We start from the raw sequence: 21,539 nt of genomic DNA on the forward strand, positions 1-21,539 counted from the left end.
GATTTTTGGTATGATTTTTAAAGAATGACAAAATTAGTAGAAACTATTTTGAGAGGTGAAATAATTGGCAAAGAAGTTATTATTGCCTTTATCTGTTCTTATTCTTTTGACCCAATTACTTGTAACACCCGCAAGCGCTTCTTCGTTTACAGATATTCAAAATACATTCGCCAAAGATTATATTGAGGTATTAGGATCCGAGAAGATTATTGATGGCTTTCCAGATGGTACCTATCGACCTAATTCAACCATTAAACGAGGTGACTTTGCTAAACTGCTTTCCCTGGCATTGGATTTGCCTTTGAACGCAGATTCAGCCTCAAGCTTTACAGATGTTCCAGAACGCGTAAGGCCTTTTGTGGGAGCACTGATTGACGCTGGCATTGCCAATGGGAAAAAACCTGGATATTTTGGTTCCAACTCCCCTATCACCAGACAAGAAATGATCATCATGTTCATGAGAGCCATGGGTATGGAAGACTTTTCACAGCTACTTAACTTCGATTCAGAGTTCACTGATGAGAGTTCTATTTCCATAACCGCCTATCCTTATGTATCCTTCGCAGAGGAAATTGGTTTTGCCGAAGGAAATTTAAATGGTCAATTCATGCCTGTTTCTTATGGTACCAGAGCAGCAGCAGCTAAATGGATCTATTTCTTCCTTATTGAACAGGATCTTTATTTTGAGAATGCATTGAATGTCATCGGCATTAACTCGGTGGAAAATTTAAATCAAGTAACGCTGGTAAATAGCTATGAGTCGGTAACCCTTACTTACGCTGATAACACGTCCAAGACGCAATCATTAGAAGATTTCGTTGAAGAAATGTTCTTACGACTCCAATATGATGAGTTTTATCATTGGAACGGATTTGACTATTCAACCCTGACTGCTAAAGAAAAAGGTGAAATCATTTCATTAATTGTCTACATTTGGGATCAAGAATGGAGTGATTATACATTAAAAGCCTCCCCTGAAAAAGTGGTTTCCAAAGTAAAAGAACGATTAGATTCATACTTTATCAATGACATCAATAAGAAGGACAGTCTCCTCAAGGAAGCCATTTGGGTTGCTGTTGACGAATTCCTTATTGAATCAAATACGTCCAACTAACGACCAACACCATTACAATTCGCTGTAATGGTGTTTTTTTGATATCACTTCCTTATTAGGGTAAAAGGCTTGATTTCTTTTCAAAAGGTTTAACTTTCAGCCCAGTTAGGCATATAATGAAAGTGATGGGTTTAGAATGAATACTAACTTTTAAATAGGACTGATTTAGATGATCGATAAAGAGAAATTATTAAAAAGACTGACCAGTGTTGTTGCACCTGAGAATGTAAAGACTGATGAAATGCTTAGAAACCATTTATATACAAAGCTTGGCGGGAAAGCAGACTTTTTCGTGACTCCGACCACATATGAAGAAGTTCAAGAAGTTGTAAAGCTTTCTAATGAAGAGAATTACCCGTTTACCTTACTTGGCAACGGTTCTAATCTGATCGTAAAAGATGGGGGTATCAGGGGGATTGTCCTTCATCTTAAAAATTTTGATGACATTAAATCTAATGGTTCACAGCTGGTAGCACAAAGTGGTGCTGCCATCATCGATGTATCCAGGAGGGCATTAGCTGAAAAGCTGTCCGGACTGGAATTTGCCTGCGGTATCCCGGGTACCGTCGGAGGAGCTTTATTCATGAACGCAGGTGCTTACGGTGGTGAAATCAGCGATGTATTGGATTATTGCTATGTCGTTGATCGAGAGGGCAATTTGGTGAAGCGTACAGCTGCCGAGTTAGAACTCGACTACCGTCACAGCAATATTTCTGAAAAAGGCGATATCGTTCTGGAAGCAACCTTCAGCTTGAAGCCTGGTGATTATGAAGAAATTAAAGCTGTGATGGATGACCTGACATACAAAAGGGAATCCAAACAACCTCTTGAATTCCCTTCATGCGGAAGTGTATTTAAGCGTCCTCCAGGATACTTTGCAGGGAAACTCATTCAGGATAGCGAACTGCAAGGAACGAATTTCGGCGGTGCCGAAGTGTCAACCAAGCACGCGGGATTCATTGTAAATAAAGACAATGCCACTGCCTATGATTACATCTCCCTGATCGAACATGTACAAAAGACGGTTAAAGAGAAGTTTGATGTAGATTTGGAGCGGGAAGTTAGGATCATTGGTGAAGACTTGGAATGAATATTAATAGGAGACTCGGCTTGAGTCTCCTTTTAATTTCTCACGATTTCAACAGAAAGCTTTAATTGAAGCTGTAATATTCCTCTGTGAGCCTATGATTCCTTTTGAAAAGTGATTCGGTTTCAAATCAAATTTCTGTTAATAGCCGATAACAAAGTTTCCACGAGCACTAGAAATTATAGTTCCATAAAACCCGCCACTGGCCCTCTTCCAGGGCAACATAACAATACTGACTTATAACCAATTCACCAAATTGACTTTGAAAATACATGTCAACTTTTGCTTTCCTCACATTTTTAAAAGTAAGTCCCTCTTTATTAAACGTAAATTTTTTTAGCTTCTCGACCTTCCCTATCTCAACCTCAAACTCATCTACTCCCATATGACCCATAAACACGTGGTTTTTCGTTTGAATATAGGTTGACTTTGAAAATAAATTTTTCATTTCAGGGTGAAATAATTCCCATGCGTTGCCGAAGTCACCATCTTTTTCAAAACGATAAAACTGTTCAATTACTTCTTCAGGGGTTTCAGGTTCCTGACTCTTACCTATCATTATGAAAAGGGCCGCCGCGATGACTATAACGGCAATTGCTCCAATGAATAGAGGAACCGGACTTTTCCTTCTCATCCTTTCACCTCTCACCAGCCTGTCTTTATTTTTACCATATGAATGGCCAGGTTAATGTATGTGAGAAGTTTATTAGAACAGTGCTATTATTATTCGCAATTACCCTTTGGAAAATTGAATTACTTCTTCTTTCTTCTTTTTAATATAATTTATGTAGGTATGCTCATCTTGGAGTTCAAAGATAAATATAGCTTTATCAAAATAAGGTAGCGCATTTTCATATTGCTTCATTAACTCATAGTTGTATCCGATATGATAATGAATATGTCCTAATCCATACATATTCTCTTGATCAATACTCCAGCGGATTGCCTCCATACAAGTCTTATTCGATTCGGCGTAGTGGCCCATTCGTGTATGAAGACGGGCAAGGTTATATAACAATCGCGTTTTGACTGCCTTATCATGAATATATTCACTCGCAGTCAGCCCATTTTTAACCTGCTCATAATACGTAATTGCCCCGTCATAGTTTTCTTCAGAAAAATCAATGTTACCTATACTTAAAAGGATTTCCATTTCCCGTTCTGACAATGCCTTTTTGGTATCATACGTTAATTCGAGCGCTCTATTGAGGAGAGATCTTGCCTCGATATTATCATTCAGTATCTCCTGAGTATAAATGGCCCGGTGCCATAATAATAGCTGCATATTCGGTTCGGTTTGTGTGAAGTTTGGGTTCTTTTCTTCGACTTTCACAATGTCCATCATTTCACCATAGAGATGCTTCACCCTTAGTCTCCTTAGCTGTCTTTCAACCTCCAGCACATAGTCCAGACGGGGAGTCGTTCCGATTTCGAAGAAGTAGTTCACATCCACCCCAAGCTTTTTAGAGATTTGGTATAGAGCAGTTGCGCTCGGATATATGTCTCCTTTCTCAATTCGGCTGATCAGTGCCTGTGTACAAATGCCCTCTGCTAGTTCGCCTTGAGTAATCCCCACGACTTGACGTAACTCCCTTATCTTCTTACCAATGATAGAGTAATCCACCAATCCACCCCCGGGATATGATATTTAAACCTTATTTTCTTTTCGAATCTTTTCATGAAGTTCGTCTATCTTCACTTCAATGAACGAGGATAATTTCGTATTATATTGAATATCAAATAGCATCGCGGCTTTCTCAAGATACGGTAATGCTTCCTGTAACTCCCCTTCCAGCTCCAAGTTATACCCGATATGATAATTCAATTGAGCGAACCCATATAAGTTTTCTTCTTCTATGAGCCATCTGATTCCTTCTTCACAATACCTGGTAGATTCTTTATATTCCCCTAGTCTCGTCAGCACCCTTGCGATATTATATAGCAGCCTGGTTTTGATGGATTTATCGCTAAGTTGGTCACTACTATATGTCAATGCATTACTCACACCCTGGTAAATGTCTAATGCACGCTCATAATTTCCACGACTGAATTCCAGAATGCCCATGCTGATCATAATATTCATCTCACGCTCTGACATGGCTTTTTTCTTATTATAAGTTAAGAGAAGTGCCTTCTCTAATAAAATCAGAGCTTCTTCTTTGTTGTTATCGACTTCATTAACATAAATTCCTTTATGCCAGTATAGAAGTTGGAGATTTGATTCATCATTTAGAAATAAGGGGTTCTTCTCTTCCGTTTTCACAATTTCAAGGATTTCATCATATTTTAATTTCACTCTAAGCTTCTTAAGTTGACGCTCAACCTCTTTCACATAATCAAGGCGGGGAGTCATACCAATCTCGAAAAAGTAGTTAACATCCACACCCAGCTTTTGCGAAATTTGGTATAAAGATGTGGCACTGGGATAGATATCCCCTTTCTCTATTCGACTGACCAATGCTTGGGTGCATATACCGTCTGCCAGCTCACCTTGAGTCAATCCCACGGCTTTCCTCAGTTCTTTAATCTTTCTCCCGATGACTGAATAGTCCACAATACCTCACCACCATAATATTAATATATTTATATTTTATCAGAAATGAAGCAATTTCTTTAGGTAAATCTTCATATCCTCTCCCTCAGAGTTTCAGACCGGGAATACATGGATTCTAAATCTATGTTTTAATACAATTAACGACAAATTACAATACCTTTTGATAGCACATCTCCTTGCGGGACGTGCTCTTTTTTTGTATGAAGGAGATGAAACGATGAATGATTACATTAAATCAATGAGGAACCTAATCGGTAATGAAACACTTCTAACAGTCGGTTGTGGAGCTATCATTGAAGACAAACACAAACGAATCCTGTTGCAACATAGAGCTGGCACTAATCAATGGGGTATTCCAGGGGGACTTATGGAGTTAGGTGAGACATTTGAACAGACGGTTACAAGAGAAGTGCTGGAGGAAACGAATCTCCAGATAGACGAACTTGAGTTGTTTGGAATATATTCGGGGATTAATGGCTTTGCTCAGTACAGTAATGGCGATAAAGTGTTTAGTATCCAATTGGTCTTCAATGTCAAAGCCTATAGCGGAACCCTTATAATGAATCATGAAAGTAGCGAACTATCCTATTTTGAAAAAGATGATCTACCAAAAAACATCAACCCTCATCAAGCTCCTTTTATAGAAGACTGGGTAAGAAAAGAAACAACACCAATTATCAGGTAAGTAGAGATTTGAATCCGTTTTTCAAGAGAATATTAATATTTTAATAATTAGTTAGAAAAAACCACTAAAAGGACGTTAAACTCCTTCTATTCCCAACTCAAGTAACGAGAACAGAAATACACCACCCTCACTAATATGATTAAATAAAAGTACGACAAATTACAATACCTTTAGACGGCACCTCCCCTAGTGGGAAGTGCTCTTTTTTTCGAGGGACGGACCTCTATCAGGTTTCATAAATCTCCAACGGCAGCCCATCCGGATCTTCAAAAATGGTGAATTTTTTATCAGTATAGGGGGCTATTCTAATATCTTCTGTTTTAATCCCTTTCTGACTCCGCTCCTTCACTGCATTCTCTATATCCTCCACTTCAAATGCTAAATGACGCAGTCCTTGTGCTTCAGGATAACTCGGACGCGCAGGGGCTTCTGGAAACGAAAAGAGTTCAATAATATAGTCGCCATGTAACGCAAGGTCGAGCTTATAGGAGTCTCTATTTTCCCTGTAGATCTCCTGCTTCACCTCAAACCCGATTTTATTCACATAAAAGTCTTTAGATTCCACAAAATCCGAGCAAATGATCGCGATGTGGTGGATTTTTTTGAAGTTCATTTAAATCCTCTCCTTTTTTTATCACCAAAAAAAGGAGCAGCCCAAAGACTGCTCCTTCTCCTTCACCTTTATTATTTCATCGCATCCGTCAACACAGGTACGATCTGCTTCTTACGGGATACCACGCCTTTTAATAGAGCCGTGTTATTTTGAAGAGATACATTAAACGCCTTCTCCACTTCAGCCGCTTTGCTTCCAAGGGCAAGTGCCGTCGAGTCATTTTCAAGAATATCCGTTACAACTAGAAGGAACAGGTCCAATCCTTTTTCCTTGATCATCGTTTCCATGGCCGCTTCCACTTCTGCTTGTCGTCCAAACACATCATTCGTGTCGACTACATTGATTTGAGCCACTTCCACTTTCGCGTTACCCATGGAGAATTCCTTCGCATCAAGGGTAACGAGTTCAGCAACTGATTTCGTGCTCATGTTCGCTCCTGCTTTCAGCATTTCCAAGCCGTATACTTGTGGGTCAACTCCTGCAATTTCAGCCAGTTCGTTAGCAGCTGCAACATCTTCGTCCGTGCAGGTTGGAGATTTAAATAATAGAGAATCCGAGATAATCGCTGAAAGCATTAGTCCAGCCATTTCCTTCGTAACCTCTACTCCTTTTTCCTTGTAGATCTTGTTTAAGATCGTTGCTGTACAACCAACCGGCTCAGCGCGGTAGTACAGGGGATCAGCTGTTTCAAAGTTCGCGATGCGATGGTGATCAATAACTTCAAGAACGCGTACTTCCTCGATATCCTCCGCACTTTGCTGACGCTCATTGTGATCGACAAGGATGACTGTATCCGTCTCAGCCGCGACTTTTTCTACTAAACGGGGTGCTTCGACTTTGAAATAATCAAGGGCATATTGTGTTTCACCGTTCACTTCACCTAAACGTACAGGCTCGACGTCCATACCTACTTTCGATTTCAAATCAGCATAAACCAGTGCAGATGTGATCGTATCTGTGTCCGGGTTTTTGTGTCCGAAAATTAATGTTTTACTCATTGATCATTCTCCTAACTATATGTAATCTGCTACTTTGATTTCTCTCTTTACATTTTCTTATATTACCATATATAGAAGCAAAACCGTATGTTTGGGGAAGATTTTTTCCAGTGATTGTGAAGGTAATATTCCCAGATTCTGTGTTGTTATATTGGCACACGGAGGTGAACGATAAGATGGATCAGATTTTACAAGCTATAAGAAAACTTCAAGGACAAATGACTCGTTTTGAAAACAATATGAATGAGCGGATGACAAAATCCGAAAGCCGCATGAACAAGCTGGAATCCAGAATGACCGTACTTGAAGAAAACCAGCAGGACACCCAGGATAGTATCACGAAACTGGTGAAAGAAAACTGGGAACATAAAAGAGAGCTTCATAAAGTAAAAAGACGGGTGGGAATGGAGCAATAGATGATCTGCTTGCTGTCCCACTCAGACCTGTTAAAATAACTTCATGATTTATGGTTAAAGAAAAAATCAGAGGCAAGCTGCCCCTGATCCGTTATTATACTCTCACTTTTCCATCTTCCCCACTTCCAGCACGAATGATCATCTCAATCGTTTCTTCCGACATTTTCAGATGTGCTACATTTGTCCCCACAATCAGTTCTTGTGTATTCCCATCATCAAACGTCAATGCCCCAGCCAGATACACCTCAAACACATCAATCAAGCTATTCAGCTTCTTTTCTTCCTCATCTAATTCATACTCATCGGTGTTTTCCACTACCGATAGGTTTTCAAATTGAAGGGCTTCTTTCAGCATCTTGAGCAGTTCAATGTTTTCTGGTGGATGCGGATTTGTAATATGATAGATTTTGTCCGGTTGAGCTTTGTGAGGAGCCAGACTTAGGATATCGGCTACGTAGTCGACGGGTACAAGATTGGATGTACCGTTTTTCGCAGCAATCAATCTGTAGGTGCGCCCTTCTTCCTTTCGTCGTGCAGTTTTTCGCTTAAACACCGCGAGGGCCCGCATGAATCCATACAGGGTAAACTGCGAGTCTGCTTCCCCGGTCTTGGAGTCGCCCACAATGATGGCCGGCCGGAAGATGGATACGTCCATCTTGTCGCGGTACGAAAATACAAGGTGTTCCGATTTTACTTTACTTTCTTCATATGGGTTATGGAATTCTCCGTCTGGCGGGTAAAGTTCCTCCACACCTTTCGCGAGCTTCCCAACTGTGTAGGCCGTACTCACATAGTAAAACTTCTTCACTCCAAGCACTTCAGCCAGCTCCAGGATATGCTTCGTGCCATCGTAATTGGCCGCAAACAGCTCATCCCGCAGGTCAAGATCAAACTTCACAAGGGCAGCAAGATGGTAGACAGCATCTATCTTACCGGTCAGCCATTCCAGGTCTTCCTCACTCAAACCGGCGTGAGGAACAGTAATATCTCCTTGAAAAATATGAATTCTTCCTTAGTGGGAGGCTTGCATAGCATCTCGTAATCTCTCAGCCTTTTCTACATTTCTCACTAAAATATAGACTTCATTCCCTTTATGGTGTAAAAGGTTCTTGATGAGCCTTCCTCCAAGAAACCCAGTCGATCCCGTTAAAAATATATTCAGATTGATCACCCCTGTTGAATTTCAACCATGTTGGTCATTCCGTTTATCATATCACAAATTGAAAACGGAATCGTTAGCACATGATGACAAAAGAGAGGAGCATCTGCCCCTCTCTTCCGAACTTATTTCCAGGTATCATAGAATTTCTTGGCCACTTGGACGGTATGGGTGCTGCCCCCTTTGTCCTGTACATCTTCCAGAAGCATAGCGAGAACCATGGACGGATCATTCTGATCATAGGAAACGAACAATCCATTTTCCGTGCCCGTCGTCCCCTGCTCTGATTTGATCTCTGCCGTCCCAGTCTTCCCGGCGATCGCTTTCCCCTCTACACTTGCCTTGCCGGCGATTCCTTCTGTGACGACTTTTCGCAAATTGGTCTTCAACATGTCTGCCTGTTCTTTTGAAAGCAGATCTTTCTTCCACACCATTTGTTCTTCGTCCTTTAGAAGTCTTGGCTCCATCATGTTTCCATTATTGATGATCCCGCCGTAAGCACTGGCCAGGTGAACGATGCTCATCAGCACCTGCCCCTGTCCGAATGCAGAGTCAGCCAGCTGGACTTCCTTGGAGATGCTGCCGTCGTTCGACACTTGTGATTTGTAGATTGGATAGGACATAGGGATTTCTTCGCCGAAGCCGAAATCCTTCAAGCCTGTAATAAAGGTGTCAGCTCCCATCTCTAATCCCACTCGGGCGAAATAGATGTTATCCGAGAATTTAAGGGCGCTTTCCAGATCCACCCTGCTTTCATTATCAAAAACGCGAACAACCTTATAATTTCCCCATGATTCATCCTTTTTCCACGTCTTCCCCTTGATATCATAGATTTTAGCAGGGTCCAGTTTGCCGGATTTCAGACCGACGGAAGCGGTGATCCCTTTCATAGTTGATCCTGGTGAATACGCAAGAGGGAATCGGTTACGGAGCGGCTTTTTAGGATCATCTGCCAATGTTTTATATTTCTCCGAAGATATCCCCAACACGAAATCATTCGGATTATAGGCAGGTGTGCTCACAAGGGCTAGTGCCTCTCCCGTTTGGGGATTGAGGGCAGCTGCCGTTCCAGGTTCATCCTTCATTTGTGCATATATCTTCTTTTGCATCTCGGCATCGATGGTGAGAGTGATGTTCTTCCCATCCTGTACGGGCTGTTCTGCTACGGTGACGGTGTCTTCTGAGTCCTGTTTCTTCAGATAAATACGCTGTCCGTCTTTTCCTCGGAGCTGATCTTCATAGACTTCCTCTGCACCGCTTAAGCCCATCAAGGACTGAGCGGTATAGCCTTTGTCTTTGAGCTTCTCCAATTTCTCTGCCGTAAGCTTTCCGATATAGCCTGTGAGATGGGCAGTGGCTTCTCCGTAAGGGTATTCCCTTACCGCCACCCGCTTAGAGTAAAGTCCTCCCAGTTCAATCACCTCAAGAGCTAAAGGTCGTTCAGATAAGGCGATTTTTTTGATAGGGACAAAAAATTCCGGCTTCACCCAGGTCTGATCCAACTTACTCTGAATGGACTCAGGTGACATATCCAGTAATTTGGCCAGCTTGTTCAAATCATTGTCATTGAATTCTTTCGGTACGATTCCAAGCTCAAACGCTTCCCCGTTGATGGCAAGAGGCTGCTGATTCCGGTCAAGGATTTCCCCTCGCTTGGCCGAAATGCTCTCCACACCGACTTTATCACCTTTTTCCATTTCAGGCAGGATGAACGAAGGATCCCACTTCACTAACCAGTTTTCTTCATCATCTTTATTTTCTTTTGTCAGGGTGACATCTTTTTTATACGACACTTCACCGGCGAGAGTTTTAAACGAAATGGTCATGGGGAATTTCGCATTCGTTTCTTTGTCCCAGTCGATTTCTTTTTCCGGCTTATTAAAGGCTATTTTTACATCCTTCACTTCAAGATCTTTATAAATGTCTTTATATCTCGTGACGAAATCCTCCTTATTGTATGTATCCTTGGTTGAAGAATTTGCGTAGCCTGAAAACATACGATCAAATTTTTCTTTATTCCATAGATCCACGTATTCCTGCAGGCGATCATCAGGCTGTGGTTTCTCCTGACATCCGGCGACCATTATACTGAGAGCAGCGAAGAGACAGAGCAGCATGATTTTTTTGACCATATGTAGTGACAGCCCCTTATGATTTGTTACTATCATTGTTTCAAATCGTATCCATATTTACAAATTTAATGTATTTATATTCTTTGTTTTGATGGGGTATGTCCTTCTATCCCACGACAAGATTTGTCGGGATTTAACGATGGGTATATATCAAACCACCATCACCAAAACCAATCCATCAAACCCAATTTCCACCACCTTTTCCTCACAATCCCCAGCATTTCTCACCCACACATGATGCAATTTCATAAAAATTTGTTATAATAGTACATCGTAAGAGTAATAAGGAACTGAATCCTAAGATTATATCTTGCAAATATATATCGATAGGTGGAAATAAACATGAAAGATTATCGCGTATTACTGTATTACAACTATGTAGACATCGAGAACCCGGAAGAAGTCACTGCCCAGCACAAACAACTGTGCTCGGATCTTGGCCTGATGGGACGCATCCTGATTTCATCTGAAGGAATCAACGGAACATGCTCTGGAACGATCGAGCAGACAGATGCGTATATGGAAGCAATGAGACAGGATCCTCATTTCAAGGACACTGTATTCAAAATTGACGAAGCAGACGAGCATGCGTTCAAGAAATTGAAGGTCAAGCATCGTCCAGAGCTTGTGACCCTTCGTCTTGAAGATGATGTGAATCCTAATGAGCTTACGGGTGAGTACCTTGAGCCAAAGGATTTCTTTGAACAAATCCAGCAGGAAGATACGATTCTTCTTGATGCCCGTAATGACTATGAATATGAATTGGGACACTTCAGAGGAGCCGTGAAGCCGGATATCAAGAACTTCCGCGATCTTCCGAACTGGGTCCGCGACAATAAAGATTTACTGGAAGGCAAGAAAATTATCACGTATTGTACTGGTGGTATCCGCTGTGAAAAATTCTCAGGCTGGTTAGTGAAAGAAGGCTTTGAGAATGTGGCACAGCTGCACGGTGGTATTGCAACCTACGGAAAAGACCCTGAAGTAAAAGGTCAACTGTGGGACGGTCAGCTTTATGTATTCGACGAGCGTATCGGTGTTCCTGTCAATCAGACAGAACATGTCGTAGTAGGGAAAGACTACTACACTGGCGAGCCTTGTGAGCGCTACGTAAACTGCGCACACCCGCCATGTAACCGTAAAATCCTTTGCTCTGAAGAAAATGAGCATAAATATATGAGAAGCTGCTCTGATGAGTGCCGCAAGAGCCCTGAGAACCGCTATGTTATGGAGCATGGTTTGACAGAAGAAGAAGTGGCAGAGCGTTTGGCAGTGATTGAGCGTGAAAAGGAAACAGCTAAGGTTTAATTGAATATAAAAAACAAAACGCCTGGAGAAATCTCCAGGCGTTTTGTTTTGTTTTCATCTTCACTTCTGATATAACGCCAAAACTACATCTTTTGAATCTTCACATTCAGGTTATCTCCACTTTATATAATCCCTTTTTCCTACACTAACTTTCAAAAAATTTAGACTTCCCAACAATATTTTATGATATATTCTAATTAATACTATAATCTTCCACTATATGATAAAAGATGTCGGAATCAACCAATATTCCATGTTGAAAAGGAGAACAGACAATTGAAAAAAGCGATCGTAACAGTGACGACAACGGCAATTTTATCTTCCGGTTTCATTGCACATGCTTCTGCCAGCACCCATAAAGTGGAGTCCGGAGAATCTTTATGGTCGATCTCAAAAAAATATAATACAAATGTGAATGATTTAAAAGCATTGAACAACTTGTCGAGAGATGCTATATTTCCAAACCAAGTGCTAAAGATTGTCCAAACAAGCTCTCTTCCTCAAACCAAACCAAAAACTGATCTGCCTAAACCCATCACTGTGCAAACCAAATCATATGAGGTTAAGTCCGGTGATACTCTTGGAAAGATCGCAAACTTACACTCTATGTCTGTTACAGAACTGATGAAACGCAATAATTTGACTAATCATTTGATATTTCCAGGACAGAAACTGAGTGTATCGAACAGTTCTTCATCACCCGATACATATGAACCGAGTCAGCCCGTTACTCAGCAAACAGCTACATACACAGTAAAATCAGGTGATACTTTATCCCATATCAGCGCAAGGCTTGGCATGACTATTCAGCAGATTAAAGATCTGAATGGTTTGACAAAGGATACGATTTATATCGGTCAGCAGTTGAAAACAGTCAATTCCACAGGTGCCCAAGCGGAAGAGAAACACACCATTCCCGAAACGACGACAGAAACCAGGAAATATACCGTACAGCCTGGAGATTCTTTATCAGCCATTGCCAATCGATATAAAGTCACCTTACAGGACTTAAAAATATGGAATAGCTTAACTAATGATCGCATTTTCGCTGGTCAGGTCCTTTCTATTGGTCATTCGATCAATCCTTCCTCCCCCGGAAGTTTGCCACAGAGCAGTACTGATGTAATCACTCAGGCAAAATTACTACTAGGCACTCCCTATGTATGGGGTGGCACGACACCTGCCGGCTTTGATTGCAGCGGATTCATTTATTACGTCCATAAGCAGGCCGGCCAAACAATGAAAAGATACTCTAGTGAAGGCTACTACAGCCGGTCCTATTACGTTGACAGTCCAAAACCCGGTGATTTAGTTTTCTTTGAAAACACCTATAAAAAAGGCATCTCACACCTTGGAATTTATTTAGGTGAGAATCAATTCATCCATGCTGGTGACAATGGCGTGGAGATTACTAGCTTGAGTGACTCATATTGGAGCTCCAAGTTTGATGGATTTAAGAGATTGTATTGATGATAAAAGAGTTCATGGAGATTGAGTCCATGAACTCTTTTTCTGGTTACCTACTTTTTCTCATCAGGGATGACAACCTCGATTACTTCTTTATCCCTGACGAAGATAATGGTCCACTGATCTGATTTTTCATTATAGGAAAGATCGCGGATCGAAAGGACATGATGGTTTTGATCATCCTCTGCTTTTTCAATCCCCAACTGAACCACTTTTGATTCCGACAAATCTGCTTGATCAGGCTTATACTCCGGAAGAACGTCCACATAGAGAGCTGTTCCCTGACCAGGATAGGATTCCATGATGGGTCCGGATGCTTCTACATTCACCCTTTGACCAACGTGCAATTTTTGAGAGGCTTTTGGAAACTTATATCTTGTAGCTGAATAAAATTCCTTCTCGCCTTCCGTTTCACTAAAGTCCATTGACTGAGCAGAAATAAGGAGCATACCCTTATCTCCAAGACTCATAACGTATTCTCCTTCTTTTGAAGGATTCTTCGTGTAAGTTTCTTCAGGATAAGTTGTGTCCTTCTCTCCTTTCTTTGGAACAAGCCGACCTTGCTGATGAAAGACGACCTTCCGAGTTGGAAAAGCATCAATCAATCCTTCTTTTTGGTCTTCAGTGAGAAAGTTATGTTCAATTTCAATATTCCCGGTTATAGTATCCACCGAGACTCCACCGGCTAAGCGATCCGGCGTCTCATGCTTTTTAGCAATGGCCCTCACTTTTTTATTTACTTTGTCCGTTAAAAGGTTGTTCTCATCTGTCGTATAAGGAGCATAGAAGATATTAAGATATTTTGCTTTTACTTCTCCAGCATCTACCTTCTTCTGCATTTCTGTTATGAATCTTTTCAATCGATCATCCGGTTCTTTAATACCAATCCAGAACCCAGATTGCTCCGCTCCCATGCTCTTTCTATCATAAAAGATAACTCCCGCTTCATCTAAACCTTTGTAACCTCCATATATTTCTTCCAGGAGTGGTATAACCGTATTTCCAACAACTGTTTGAATAGCCATTTCTATTGCTAGATCATCAGTGGGTTTTCCGTATAAACCTTGTTTGAAGTCGTCGCTATCTTTTGCTTTTTGTATAGTTTGATTCCATTTGGGTGTTTCTTGTACTGTTTGTTCAAGTTTGGCAATGATATTTCGCTCACTTACGGTCTCAATGGTTTTCCAGCCAGAATTGTTTGGGGTTATGGCGGATTGAGTTTGATCATCATTTTGGCTTTGATCGACTGTTCCAACTTTACTAGCGTTTCCACAAGCCGATAAGGACAAAAACGTCACGGTTATGAGGAGATATGTTAATTGTTTTTTCATATAATCATCCTTTTTTCTCAGGTATAAAAATCCCCAGCACATAAATGGTAAAGGCTATTTACTCTGCTCTTCAGTCAGACCATTGTGTCCAATTTCTATATTTCCAGTATCTGAGCTCGCAGATACTGCCGAAACGCTTCTTCCTATATCACCACGTCCCACTGAAATCTGGTTGATTTTATCGTTAACTTCTCTCATCAGGCGATTATTTTCAAAAGTAGTATAAAGTGTACGGAAAATATTAATGGAATCAGCTTTTATTTCCCCTTCGTCTACCTTTTTTTGAAGTTCTGCCACAATTTTTTCCAAACGACGATCCGGGTCTTTAATACCTATCCAAAACCCTTCCTCAGAGAAGATAACTCCCTCTTTTTCAAATCCACTCCGCCCACCGTAAATATTCTCCAATAGCGGAATGACAGACTCTATTACTACTGTTTGAATAGCCAATTCTTCAACAAGTTTCTCTCGGCTTTTATTAAAGTGACCAATATTGTAATCCTCTCCCTCTCTTATTTCTTTAACTAATTGGTCCCATTTTGGTGTTTTTTGAACCGTTTGATCGAGTTTGGCAATTATTTCTCTGTTATTCGTAATATTTATTGTTTCAAATGTCTCTTGGTTATTGTTTATTCTTCTATCCTGGTCAACACTATCACAACAAACCATATTCATTACCAGCCCAAAAATAAAAATATATCTCCAAAATAATTTCATACACTCTTCCTTTATATTTTTGGGTTATATTGAATATGACGTTTGAAATGGATAATAGTTACAAAACAAAAAAAGACAACTACACAATGGTAGTTGTCCATTCATTCACTGGATTAGCCTTCATGTTAAGGTAATAATTGTTTCCATTCCAATAATTTCTTGAACCAAGCCACAAAGTTCTCATACTGACTCAAGAAATCCCACACCTTATCTTTCACATCATGACTCTTCTTGATTTTAATTTGTGCAAGGACTGGATCATGATCACTTGCACGTCCATCTTCTTCACTGAAATCAGAGTTGATGTTGACCGTATCGATATCTGCTTTTTTCGCTAAGTTGTTCGATACCAAGATATGATCGAGAACTTGGGCATTCCCCTGGTAATTGTATGTGTAACGCTCTGCTGCAGGCAGTTTGTTCATCATATCCGTTAAGACGTCACCTTCAAGCGTTTTAATTGGAGCTGAGAATTCGAAGTCGTTCATGTCCCCAAGAACCACGACATTCGCGTTTTTCATATTATTTTCCAACTCATTTACAAAATCATTGATTACTGTTGCCTGTTTGATGCGTTGTGCTTCACTGCCAAGTACCACTGGATGATCGGCACCGAACAGTGCTCCGTCTCCACCCTTTGAATTCAGGTGATTGGCTACAACGACAACCTTTTCTCCGTTAAATTCGAATTCTGCCGCTAGTGGTTTGCGGGAATCTTCGAATGCCTCATTTGTCGGATCGATGCGTCCCGGATTGTGAGTCAGTCCATCCTTCGTCACTCCGACTGCCGTTACAGCATCTCCGGCTTGTTTATCCGTTAATTCCACACGTTCCGGGTTGTAAAGGAAGCCGACTCGGATATTCCCACCAGGCTGCCCTCCGTCCGTTTTATCTAATGGATCGATGTTTGTAAATTTGTATGTCGGGCCACCCTTTTCTTCAATGGCTTTAATGATCGTTTGGAACGATTCACTTGCATCCGTCGTTCCATCATCTGTAGGGCCGTTATTGTCCTGCACTTCGATCAGACCGATGATATCCGGTTTTTTCATATTTGAAACGATGGACTCTGCAATTTTCCCTACTTTATCCGCATCTGTACCGGCATAGAAATTCTCAATATTGTAGGAAGCAACCGTCAATTCATTTTTCTTTGGCTTGATGGTTGTCACTTGTCGATCCGTTCCACCGTCGACGATAGATGGGAATTCACCAGCCGGGCGGATCTTGAAGTTGCTATAATCATAGCTTACATTTCCGACAATCGAACCATCCAGGGTATCTCCTGTCTTAGCGTTGATGTTCAATCCATCCACGTCAATCAGCATGCGCTCAGGATTATAGTCTTCAGGTGAAATCAAGATTCCCCCTGCTCTGGTGCGAAGCTGATCTTCACTGGTATTCACGATGACAGGCAGTTCATCATATTTGACGGGACCAGTAATCGTACCGTCAGGAATTTCAATCAGCATTCCTTCAAGGCTTTCATAGAAATCAAGACCGTCCGTCTCTGGATCGAATGACGTCATTTCATCGTCCTCGATGATTTCCGTCGGCGGTGTGCGGTCTTCTCCAATGACAACAGCTGCCGGTACAGTATTATCAGACGATACAGTAGTCACTGCCGATGCTGTGATTTGAGTCGTTAGAAGATCTTTGGCATCTGAATATCCATCTTCTCTCCACTCTTTCACTTGTCCGGAGACGTTCACTTTGTCACCGACTTTTACGGTGTTTCCTCTTGCATAGACATAAATTCCTTCTGAAGTGGCAATGTCATCATCAGGATTCTCTTCCTGCATATAAAACGCATTGGAACCTGCTTTTGCTGTGACAATCCCCTCTACATTGGATACATTCATGCTTTCATAAGGAGAAGTATGTGAATCTCCCTGAATGTCATGAATGCTTAATCCATCTGCCGATTTAAGCACTTTGTAAGTGAAAGTCGCCACTTCACTTGTTTCGCCATCTTTTGTTACGATTGCTTTAATGGTCGTATTGGATGTCAGTTCGATAGGCGCTGAATATTCCGGGCTTGAAACAGTAGGTGCCGTTCCATCAGTAGTGTAATGGATAGATCCACCTGTCGTTGCCGTCTGTAAGGTAACCGTTGTTCCTTCAGTCACGGAGCCTCCAGCAGGATTTGCCGTTACAGAGAAGGCGTTTTCAATGACGTCTGAAGAATTACGTGGAACCAATTTGTATTCGTTATAGTTATAGTCGACAACCCCGCGAAGAATTTCGTAGGTTTTCCCTATTTCCAGAAGGGAGCTGTCACTTGGTTTAATAACAAATTGTCCAGAACTGTCTGTTGCAGTGAAGTTGCCATTGCTGTCCTTCGCTTCCACTGTCACATCAGTAAATTCAACAAGCATTCCTTCATGCTCTTCCCCATTTTCAGCTGAAAGGTCAGTAGAGACAAGAGATGTCGGTGCAGGAATTCCTTTGTCTTCCGTAGTGATTTCCACCTTTGAAGCGGTTGTTTCAATTTGCTGCATTCCATAATAGTCGTTCAATACACCTTCGGCTGTCACTTCATCACCTGGTTGTGCAGTAAGGCCGTTTCCGCGGATGATGACGCCTGCCGTACCATCCTGAATGAACAGGTTAGTTTGTCCACCTGCTTCAAAGGAAGCTGTTGCGACACCTTGTACTTTTACCGTTGTGCCTTTAGTAGCTGTACGGGCTTCGGCAATGGTAGATAGTTCGATTGGCGTTGGCTCTGAAGGCGTATCTCCTGATAAATGAGATCCGAGATAAGTAGAAGTATCTTTAGAATATGAGTTCCATTCAACCGTGGAATCAAAGCTATCGGTTACATCAACATCACCTGTCATCACTGCATCTTTTCGAACAAGGGTGACGTCTGCTGCAAAATTGGCAGATAAACCCGCTTGTCCAATCGAATCGATGACGGTGTCATTTTTCTTTAATGTAATAGGATCGTTTCCGTTAAAGTTAATGACGGATCCATTCTCAATATCAGCTTTTGACTTAATAGCTTCAGCGGAACTTGGATGAGCCAGTACGAATACCTCTTCAGCCTTGAGAATCCCTGATAGTTGAAGTTTATTACTTGCTGTTTCTGCACCATTTGTATGTAATTCCAAGGAGTAGTTTGATAGATCGATATCTGCACCTGTTCCGTTGTATAGTTCGAGTGCTTTGTTGTAACTTGAACCTTCGATATATTCAGATATGATAAGATCCTGAAACGCATTATCTGCAGCGGATACATGCTTTGAAACGGTAGGTGCCATAAGGCTTAAAGCCATGCTTGAGACAATGCACAAACTTAATGTCTTTCGTCTTACTTTTTTATGATTCATTACTCTTCCTCCTGTTCATGAATAGTTTACCGGCCCGAGGGCCAACACTTTCCATTTTACAACAGGAATTGTCAAAATAAGTGTAAATATTGAGTAAATTCTTCATTTTTGAAAAGATGAATCTTTTTACTTAGTACTATTTTCCTTATCTTTGACGTATGATTGAATCGTATATCATGAAAGATCGATAGACTTATTAACTATAAATGTTTTCGGAAGATTGTTCTTTTTGAACCCACCTGACGAAAATAAGGCAACTTAGTCATTAGGATCAGTGAGCAATAAGACAATACTCCAATTGAATCGTAAAACACGTCCAATAAACATCCTGTTCTTGTAAAAAACAGTTGTGCAATTTCGGTTACGAGTGCATAAGAGACCCCTAGTGCCAAGACAACTTTGTAAGAGTAAGTCACTCTGCTTAATAAGAAGGAAAATAGGAAAAAGAACATACCATGTCCCATTTTCTGAAATACATACGTGGAAGAATGAAATGGGTAGTCTGTAAAAACGAAGAACTTACTAACATCAGGTTGATCATTCCATTGAAAATAGACCTGTTGATATAGAATTAGGTCATGTACGTTCTTGGTACAGGTCAGGATAAAGATTAATAGGGAAAATAGGAATACCGCTAATACTTTCATAATCACTACACCTCACCTATCAATCTGTCCAAAATAGTGACTATCTATAATAAAAAAAGACCTACTTCGAAAACGATACGTCGTTTCCGGAGTAAGCCTTATTCTTAATAACCCTACAAATAAACCCCCACGCCAGGTCCAAACGGAATCCCCAACAAAGCAAACGCAAGAAGTAATACGATCCAAACTGACAAGAAGGCAATCGTATAAGGAAGCATAAGCGAAATCAAGGTTCCGAGTCCCGCTTTCTTATCGTATTCCCTCATAAACGCAAGGATGACGATAATGTATGGATTCATTGGCGTAATGATATTCGTCGATGAATCTGCGATGCGATAAGCTGCTTGAACGAACGCCGGATTATATCCGAGTGTTGCGAACATCGGGATGAAGATTGGTGCCTCCAGTGCCCACTGAGCGGAGCCACTGAAGATCAGTAGATTCAACAATGCCGTCAACAGGACAAATCCGATGATGCCTGCGAGCCCTGTCATATTGATCGATTCCAGGAAATTCGCCCCGCTGACCGCGACCCATGTTCCAAGATTGGTCCAGTCGAAGTAGGCGATGAATTGCGCAGCAGCGAAGATCAGCACGATATAGCCGCCCATGTCTTTCATGGCTTCGGTCATATATTTAGGAATGTCTCTTGTTGATTGAATCTTCTTTACTGTCACTCCATATGCGACTCCGATGATAATGAAAAATAATAGAGTGATAGGGATGATGCCCGATAGGAAGGTAGATGGGATGAGTCCGCCATCTTCATTTCGCATCGGTGAGTTTGGCCAGGCAATGGAGACGACCAAAAGCAGAACAAATGCCAATCCTGCTAATGTTGCATTCCGTAACGCTTTTCCTTCTAAAGGACTTTCTTCTTCTAACACTTTATCGACTTTTCCTTTATACGTTCCCAGTCGTGGCTCCACGATCTTTTCCGTTACAAATGCCCCGACGATGGTCAGGAACACAACGGATGTGATCATGAAATACCAGTTATCCACCGGCGTAACGGTGACTTCGAACGCTTTGGCCGCTTCTGTTGAGATCCCTGCAAGCAAGGCGTCGGTGCCGGTGATGATGAAGTTTGCCGTGAATCCTGCACCGACGCCCGAGAAGCCTGCGGCAAGTCCTGCCAGTGGATGCCTGCCCACTGTATAGAAAATCATGGCGGCGAGTGGCGGAATGATGACGAACGCTGCATCTGACGCAAGATTCCCCATGATCCCCACCATAATGACCGCGTATGTAATCAATCCTTTTGGAGCGTTTAATACCGTTTTCTTTATGGCTGTTTCAAGTAATCCCACTTTTTCAGCAAGCCCGATACCGAGCATCATAGCGAGCACCAGGCCAAGGGGCGCGAACCCGGTGAAGTTATCGAGCATGGAGGTGAGGATATATTGGAGCCCCTCGCCTGACACAAGACTTTTAATGGGCAGTACTTCCCCGTTTTTAGGATGTACGACCGTGACGCCTAAGCTTGAAATAAACCATGAAAAAAGGACAATAAAAACAGATAAGTACACAAATAACATAAATGGGTCGGGAAGCTTATTCCCTACCTTTTCAATCCCGCCTAAAAATCGAAGAAATCCCTTCTCCTTTTGAGGTGGATGACTCTCTAAATTTGGATTTGTCATGAGGTCACTCCTTCGTTTAATGTTTTAAGGAATAATTCCTTTTTACTTCCGTTAATAAGTATTTCGATATGAAACGCTCAATTCCTCTTTAAAATTAAATATTTATTAGAAAATTTTTAATTTACGGATTATGGGGATTTTCGTAAAATAAGGGGCCGGGACATAACTAAATCTATATACTCTAAAGACGCACAATAAGATTATGTGTAACACCGCTGTTGATTTCCGTGCAAGACTACGCTTTCCTCGGGCGGAAGGCGAGCCTCCTCGTCGCTGTCGCTCCTGCGGGGTCTCACCTATTCCGCTTTTCCCGCAGGAGTCTTCGTCTTGCACTCC

Annotated in this window: 18 protein-coding genes and 1 pseudogene; 6 read left to right on the top strand and 13 right to left on the bottom strand. The window is 41.5% G+C overall.

What is annotated here, in order from left to right; genetic code table 11:
- Window positions 1-64 precede the first annotated feature (64 nt).
- On the top strand, window positions 65-1,114 hold the full coding sequence (locus KYJ26_RS21050; protein WP_219169741.1) for an S-layer homology domain-containing protein: 1,050 nt from the start codon (window positions 65-67) through the stop codon (window positions 1,112-1,114).
- A 169-nt stretch (window positions 1,115-1,283) separates the two neighbouring features.
- Complete coding sequence (murB, locus tag KYJ26_RS21055; protein ID WP_219169743.1) at window positions 1,284-2,204, top strand: UDP-N-acetylmuramate dehydrogenase; 921 nt, start codon at window positions 1,284-1,286, stop codon at window positions 2,202-2,204.
- Between the two features lie 169 nt (window positions 2,205-2,373).
- Here the strand turns inward: murB and KYJ26_RS21060 are convergent, their stop codons facing one another.
- The 3 genes from KYJ26_RS21060 to KYJ26_RS21070 form a co-directional block, all read right to left on the bottom strand.
- Window positions 2,374-2,835: an EF-hand domain-containing protein gene (locus KYJ26_RS21060; RefSeq protein WP_219169745.1), complete on the bottom strand. Its 462-nt coding sequence runs from the start codon at window positions 2,833-2,835 to the stop codon at window positions 2,374-2,376.
- Window positions 2,836-2,934: 99 nt separating this feature from the next.
- Complete coding sequence (locus KYJ26_RS21065) at window positions 2,935-3,825, bottom strand: helix-turn-helix domain-containing protein (protein WP_219169747.1); 891 nt, start codon at window positions 3,823-3,825, stop codon at window positions 2,935-2,937.
- Window positions 3,826-3,849: 24 nt separating this feature from the next.
- A complete protein-coding gene (locus tag KYJ26_RS21070; RefSeq protein ID WP_219169748.1) occupies window positions 3,850-4,755 on the bottom strand; it encodes a helix-turn-helix domain-containing protein in 906 nt (301 codons plus the stop codon).
- A 217-nt stretch (window positions 4,756-4,972) separates the two neighbouring features.
- Between KYJ26_RS21070 and KYJ26_RS21075 the strand changes: the two genes are divergently transcribed.
- On the top strand, window positions 4,973-5,440 hold the full coding sequence (locus KYJ26_RS21075) for an NUDIX hydrolase (RefSeq protein ID WP_219169749.1): 468 nt from the start codon (window positions 4,973-4,975) through the stop codon (window positions 5,438-5,440).
- Between the two features lie 226 nt (window positions 5,441-5,666).
- Here KYJ26_RS21075 and gloA2 read toward each other — a convergent pair whose 3' ends face one another.
- Window positions 5,667-6,053, bottom strand: coding sequence for an SMU1112c/YaeR family gloxylase I-like metalloprotein (gene gloA2 / locus KYJ26_RS21080; protein ID WP_219169751.1), 387 nt, complete (start codon window positions 6,051-6,053; stop codon window positions 5,667-5,669).
- 71 nt (window positions 6,054-6,124) lie between these two features.
- On the bottom strand, window positions 6,125-7,051 hold the full coding sequence (locus KYJ26_RS21085; protein WP_219169753.1) for a manganese-dependent inorganic pyrophosphatase: 927 nt from the start codon (window positions 7,049-7,051) through the stop codon (window positions 6,125-6,127).
- 176 nt (window positions 7,052-7,227) lie between these two features.
- Between KYJ26_RS21085 and KYJ26_RS21090 the strand changes: the two genes are divergently transcribed.
- Window positions 7,228-7,467, top strand: coding sequence for a hypothetical protein (locus KYJ26_RS21090; RefSeq protein WP_219169755.1), 240 nt, complete (start codon window positions 7,228-7,230; stop codon window positions 7,465-7,467).
- Window positions 7,468-7,561: 94 nt separating this feature from the next.
- Here the strand turns inward: KYJ26_RS21090 and KYJ26_RS21095 are convergent.
- Both KYJ26_RS21095 and KYJ26_RS21100 read right to left on the bottom strand, forming a co-directional pair.
- Window positions 7,562-8,638 (bottom strand): annotated as a pseudogene (locus KYJ26_RS21095) (SDR family oxidoreductase).
- A gap of 113 nt (window positions 8,639-8,751) precedes the next feature.
- A complete protein-coding gene (locus KYJ26_RS21100) occupies window positions 8,752-10,758 on the bottom strand; it encodes a penicillin-binding transpeptidase domain-containing protein (protein ID WP_219169757.1) in 2,007 nt (668 codons plus the stop codon).
- 342 nt (window positions 10,759-11,100) lie between these two features.
- Between KYJ26_RS21100 and trhO the strand changes: the two genes are divergently transcribed.
- Window positions 11,101-12,066: an oxygen-dependent tRNA uridine(34) hydroxylase TrhO gene (trhO, locus tag KYJ26_RS21105; RefSeq protein ID WP_219169760.1), complete on the top strand. Its 966-nt coding sequence runs from the start codon at window positions 11,101-11,103 to the stop codon at window positions 12,064-12,066.
- Window positions 12,067-12,342: 276 nt separating this feature from the next.
- On the top strand, window positions 12,343-13,536 hold the full coding sequence (locus KYJ26_RS21110) for a LysM peptidoglycan-binding domain-containing protein (protein ID WP_219169762.1): 1,194 nt from the start codon (window positions 12,343-12,345) through the stop codon (window positions 13,534-13,536).
- A 50-nt stretch (window positions 13,537-13,586) separates the two neighbouring features.
- On the opposite strand, the gene KYJ26_RS21115 is transcribed toward KYJ26_RS21110, so the two are convergent.
- The 6 genes from KYJ26_RS21115 to KYJ26_RS24265 all read right to left on the bottom strand — a co-directional run.
- Entirely contained in the window at window positions 13,587-14,864 is a 1,278-nt protein-coding gene (locus KYJ26_RS21115) for a DUF3221 domain-containing protein (RefSeq protein WP_219169764.1), read from the bottom strand.
- Between the two features lie 54 nt (window positions 14,865-14,918).
- Window positions 14,919-15,581: a hypothetical protein gene (locus KYJ26_RS21120; protein WP_219169766.1), complete on the bottom strand. Its 663-nt coding sequence runs from the start codon at window positions 15,579-15,581 to the stop codon at window positions 14,919-14,921.
- Between the two features lie 125 nt (window positions 15,582-15,706).
- A complete protein-coding gene (locus tag KYJ26_RS21125; protein WP_219169768.1) occupies window positions 15,707-18,913 on the bottom strand; it encodes a chitobiase/beta-hexosaminidase C-terminal domain-containing protein in 3,207 nt (1,068 codons plus the stop codon).
- Window positions 18,914-19,113: 200 nt separating this feature from the next.
- The gene (locus KYJ26_RS24410) at window positions 19,114-19,560 is read right to left on the bottom strand and encodes a VanZ family protein (protein ID WP_219169769.1); all 447 of its coding nucleotides are present in this window, start codon (window positions 19,558-19,560) and stop codon (window positions 19,114-19,116) included.
- Window positions 19,561-19,673: 113 nt separating this feature from the next.
- Window positions 19,674-21,203, bottom strand: a complete 1,530-nt coding sequence (locus KYJ26_RS21135; RefSeq protein WP_219169770.1) for an AbgT family transporter — start codon at window positions 21,201-21,203, stop codon at window positions 19,674-19,676.
- Window positions 21,204-21,308: 105 nt separating this feature from the next.
- On the bottom strand, window positions 21,309-21,539 hold a 231-nt coding region (locus tag KYJ26_RS24265), incomplete at its 5' end, for a hypothetical protein (RefSeq protein ID WP_307514181.1).

The sequence above is a fragment of the Rossellomorea orangium genome (assembly GCF_019334305.1).
In the GTDB taxonomy this organism is placed as follows: Bacteria; Bacillota; Bacilli; order Bacillales; family Bacillaceae_B; genus Rossellomorea.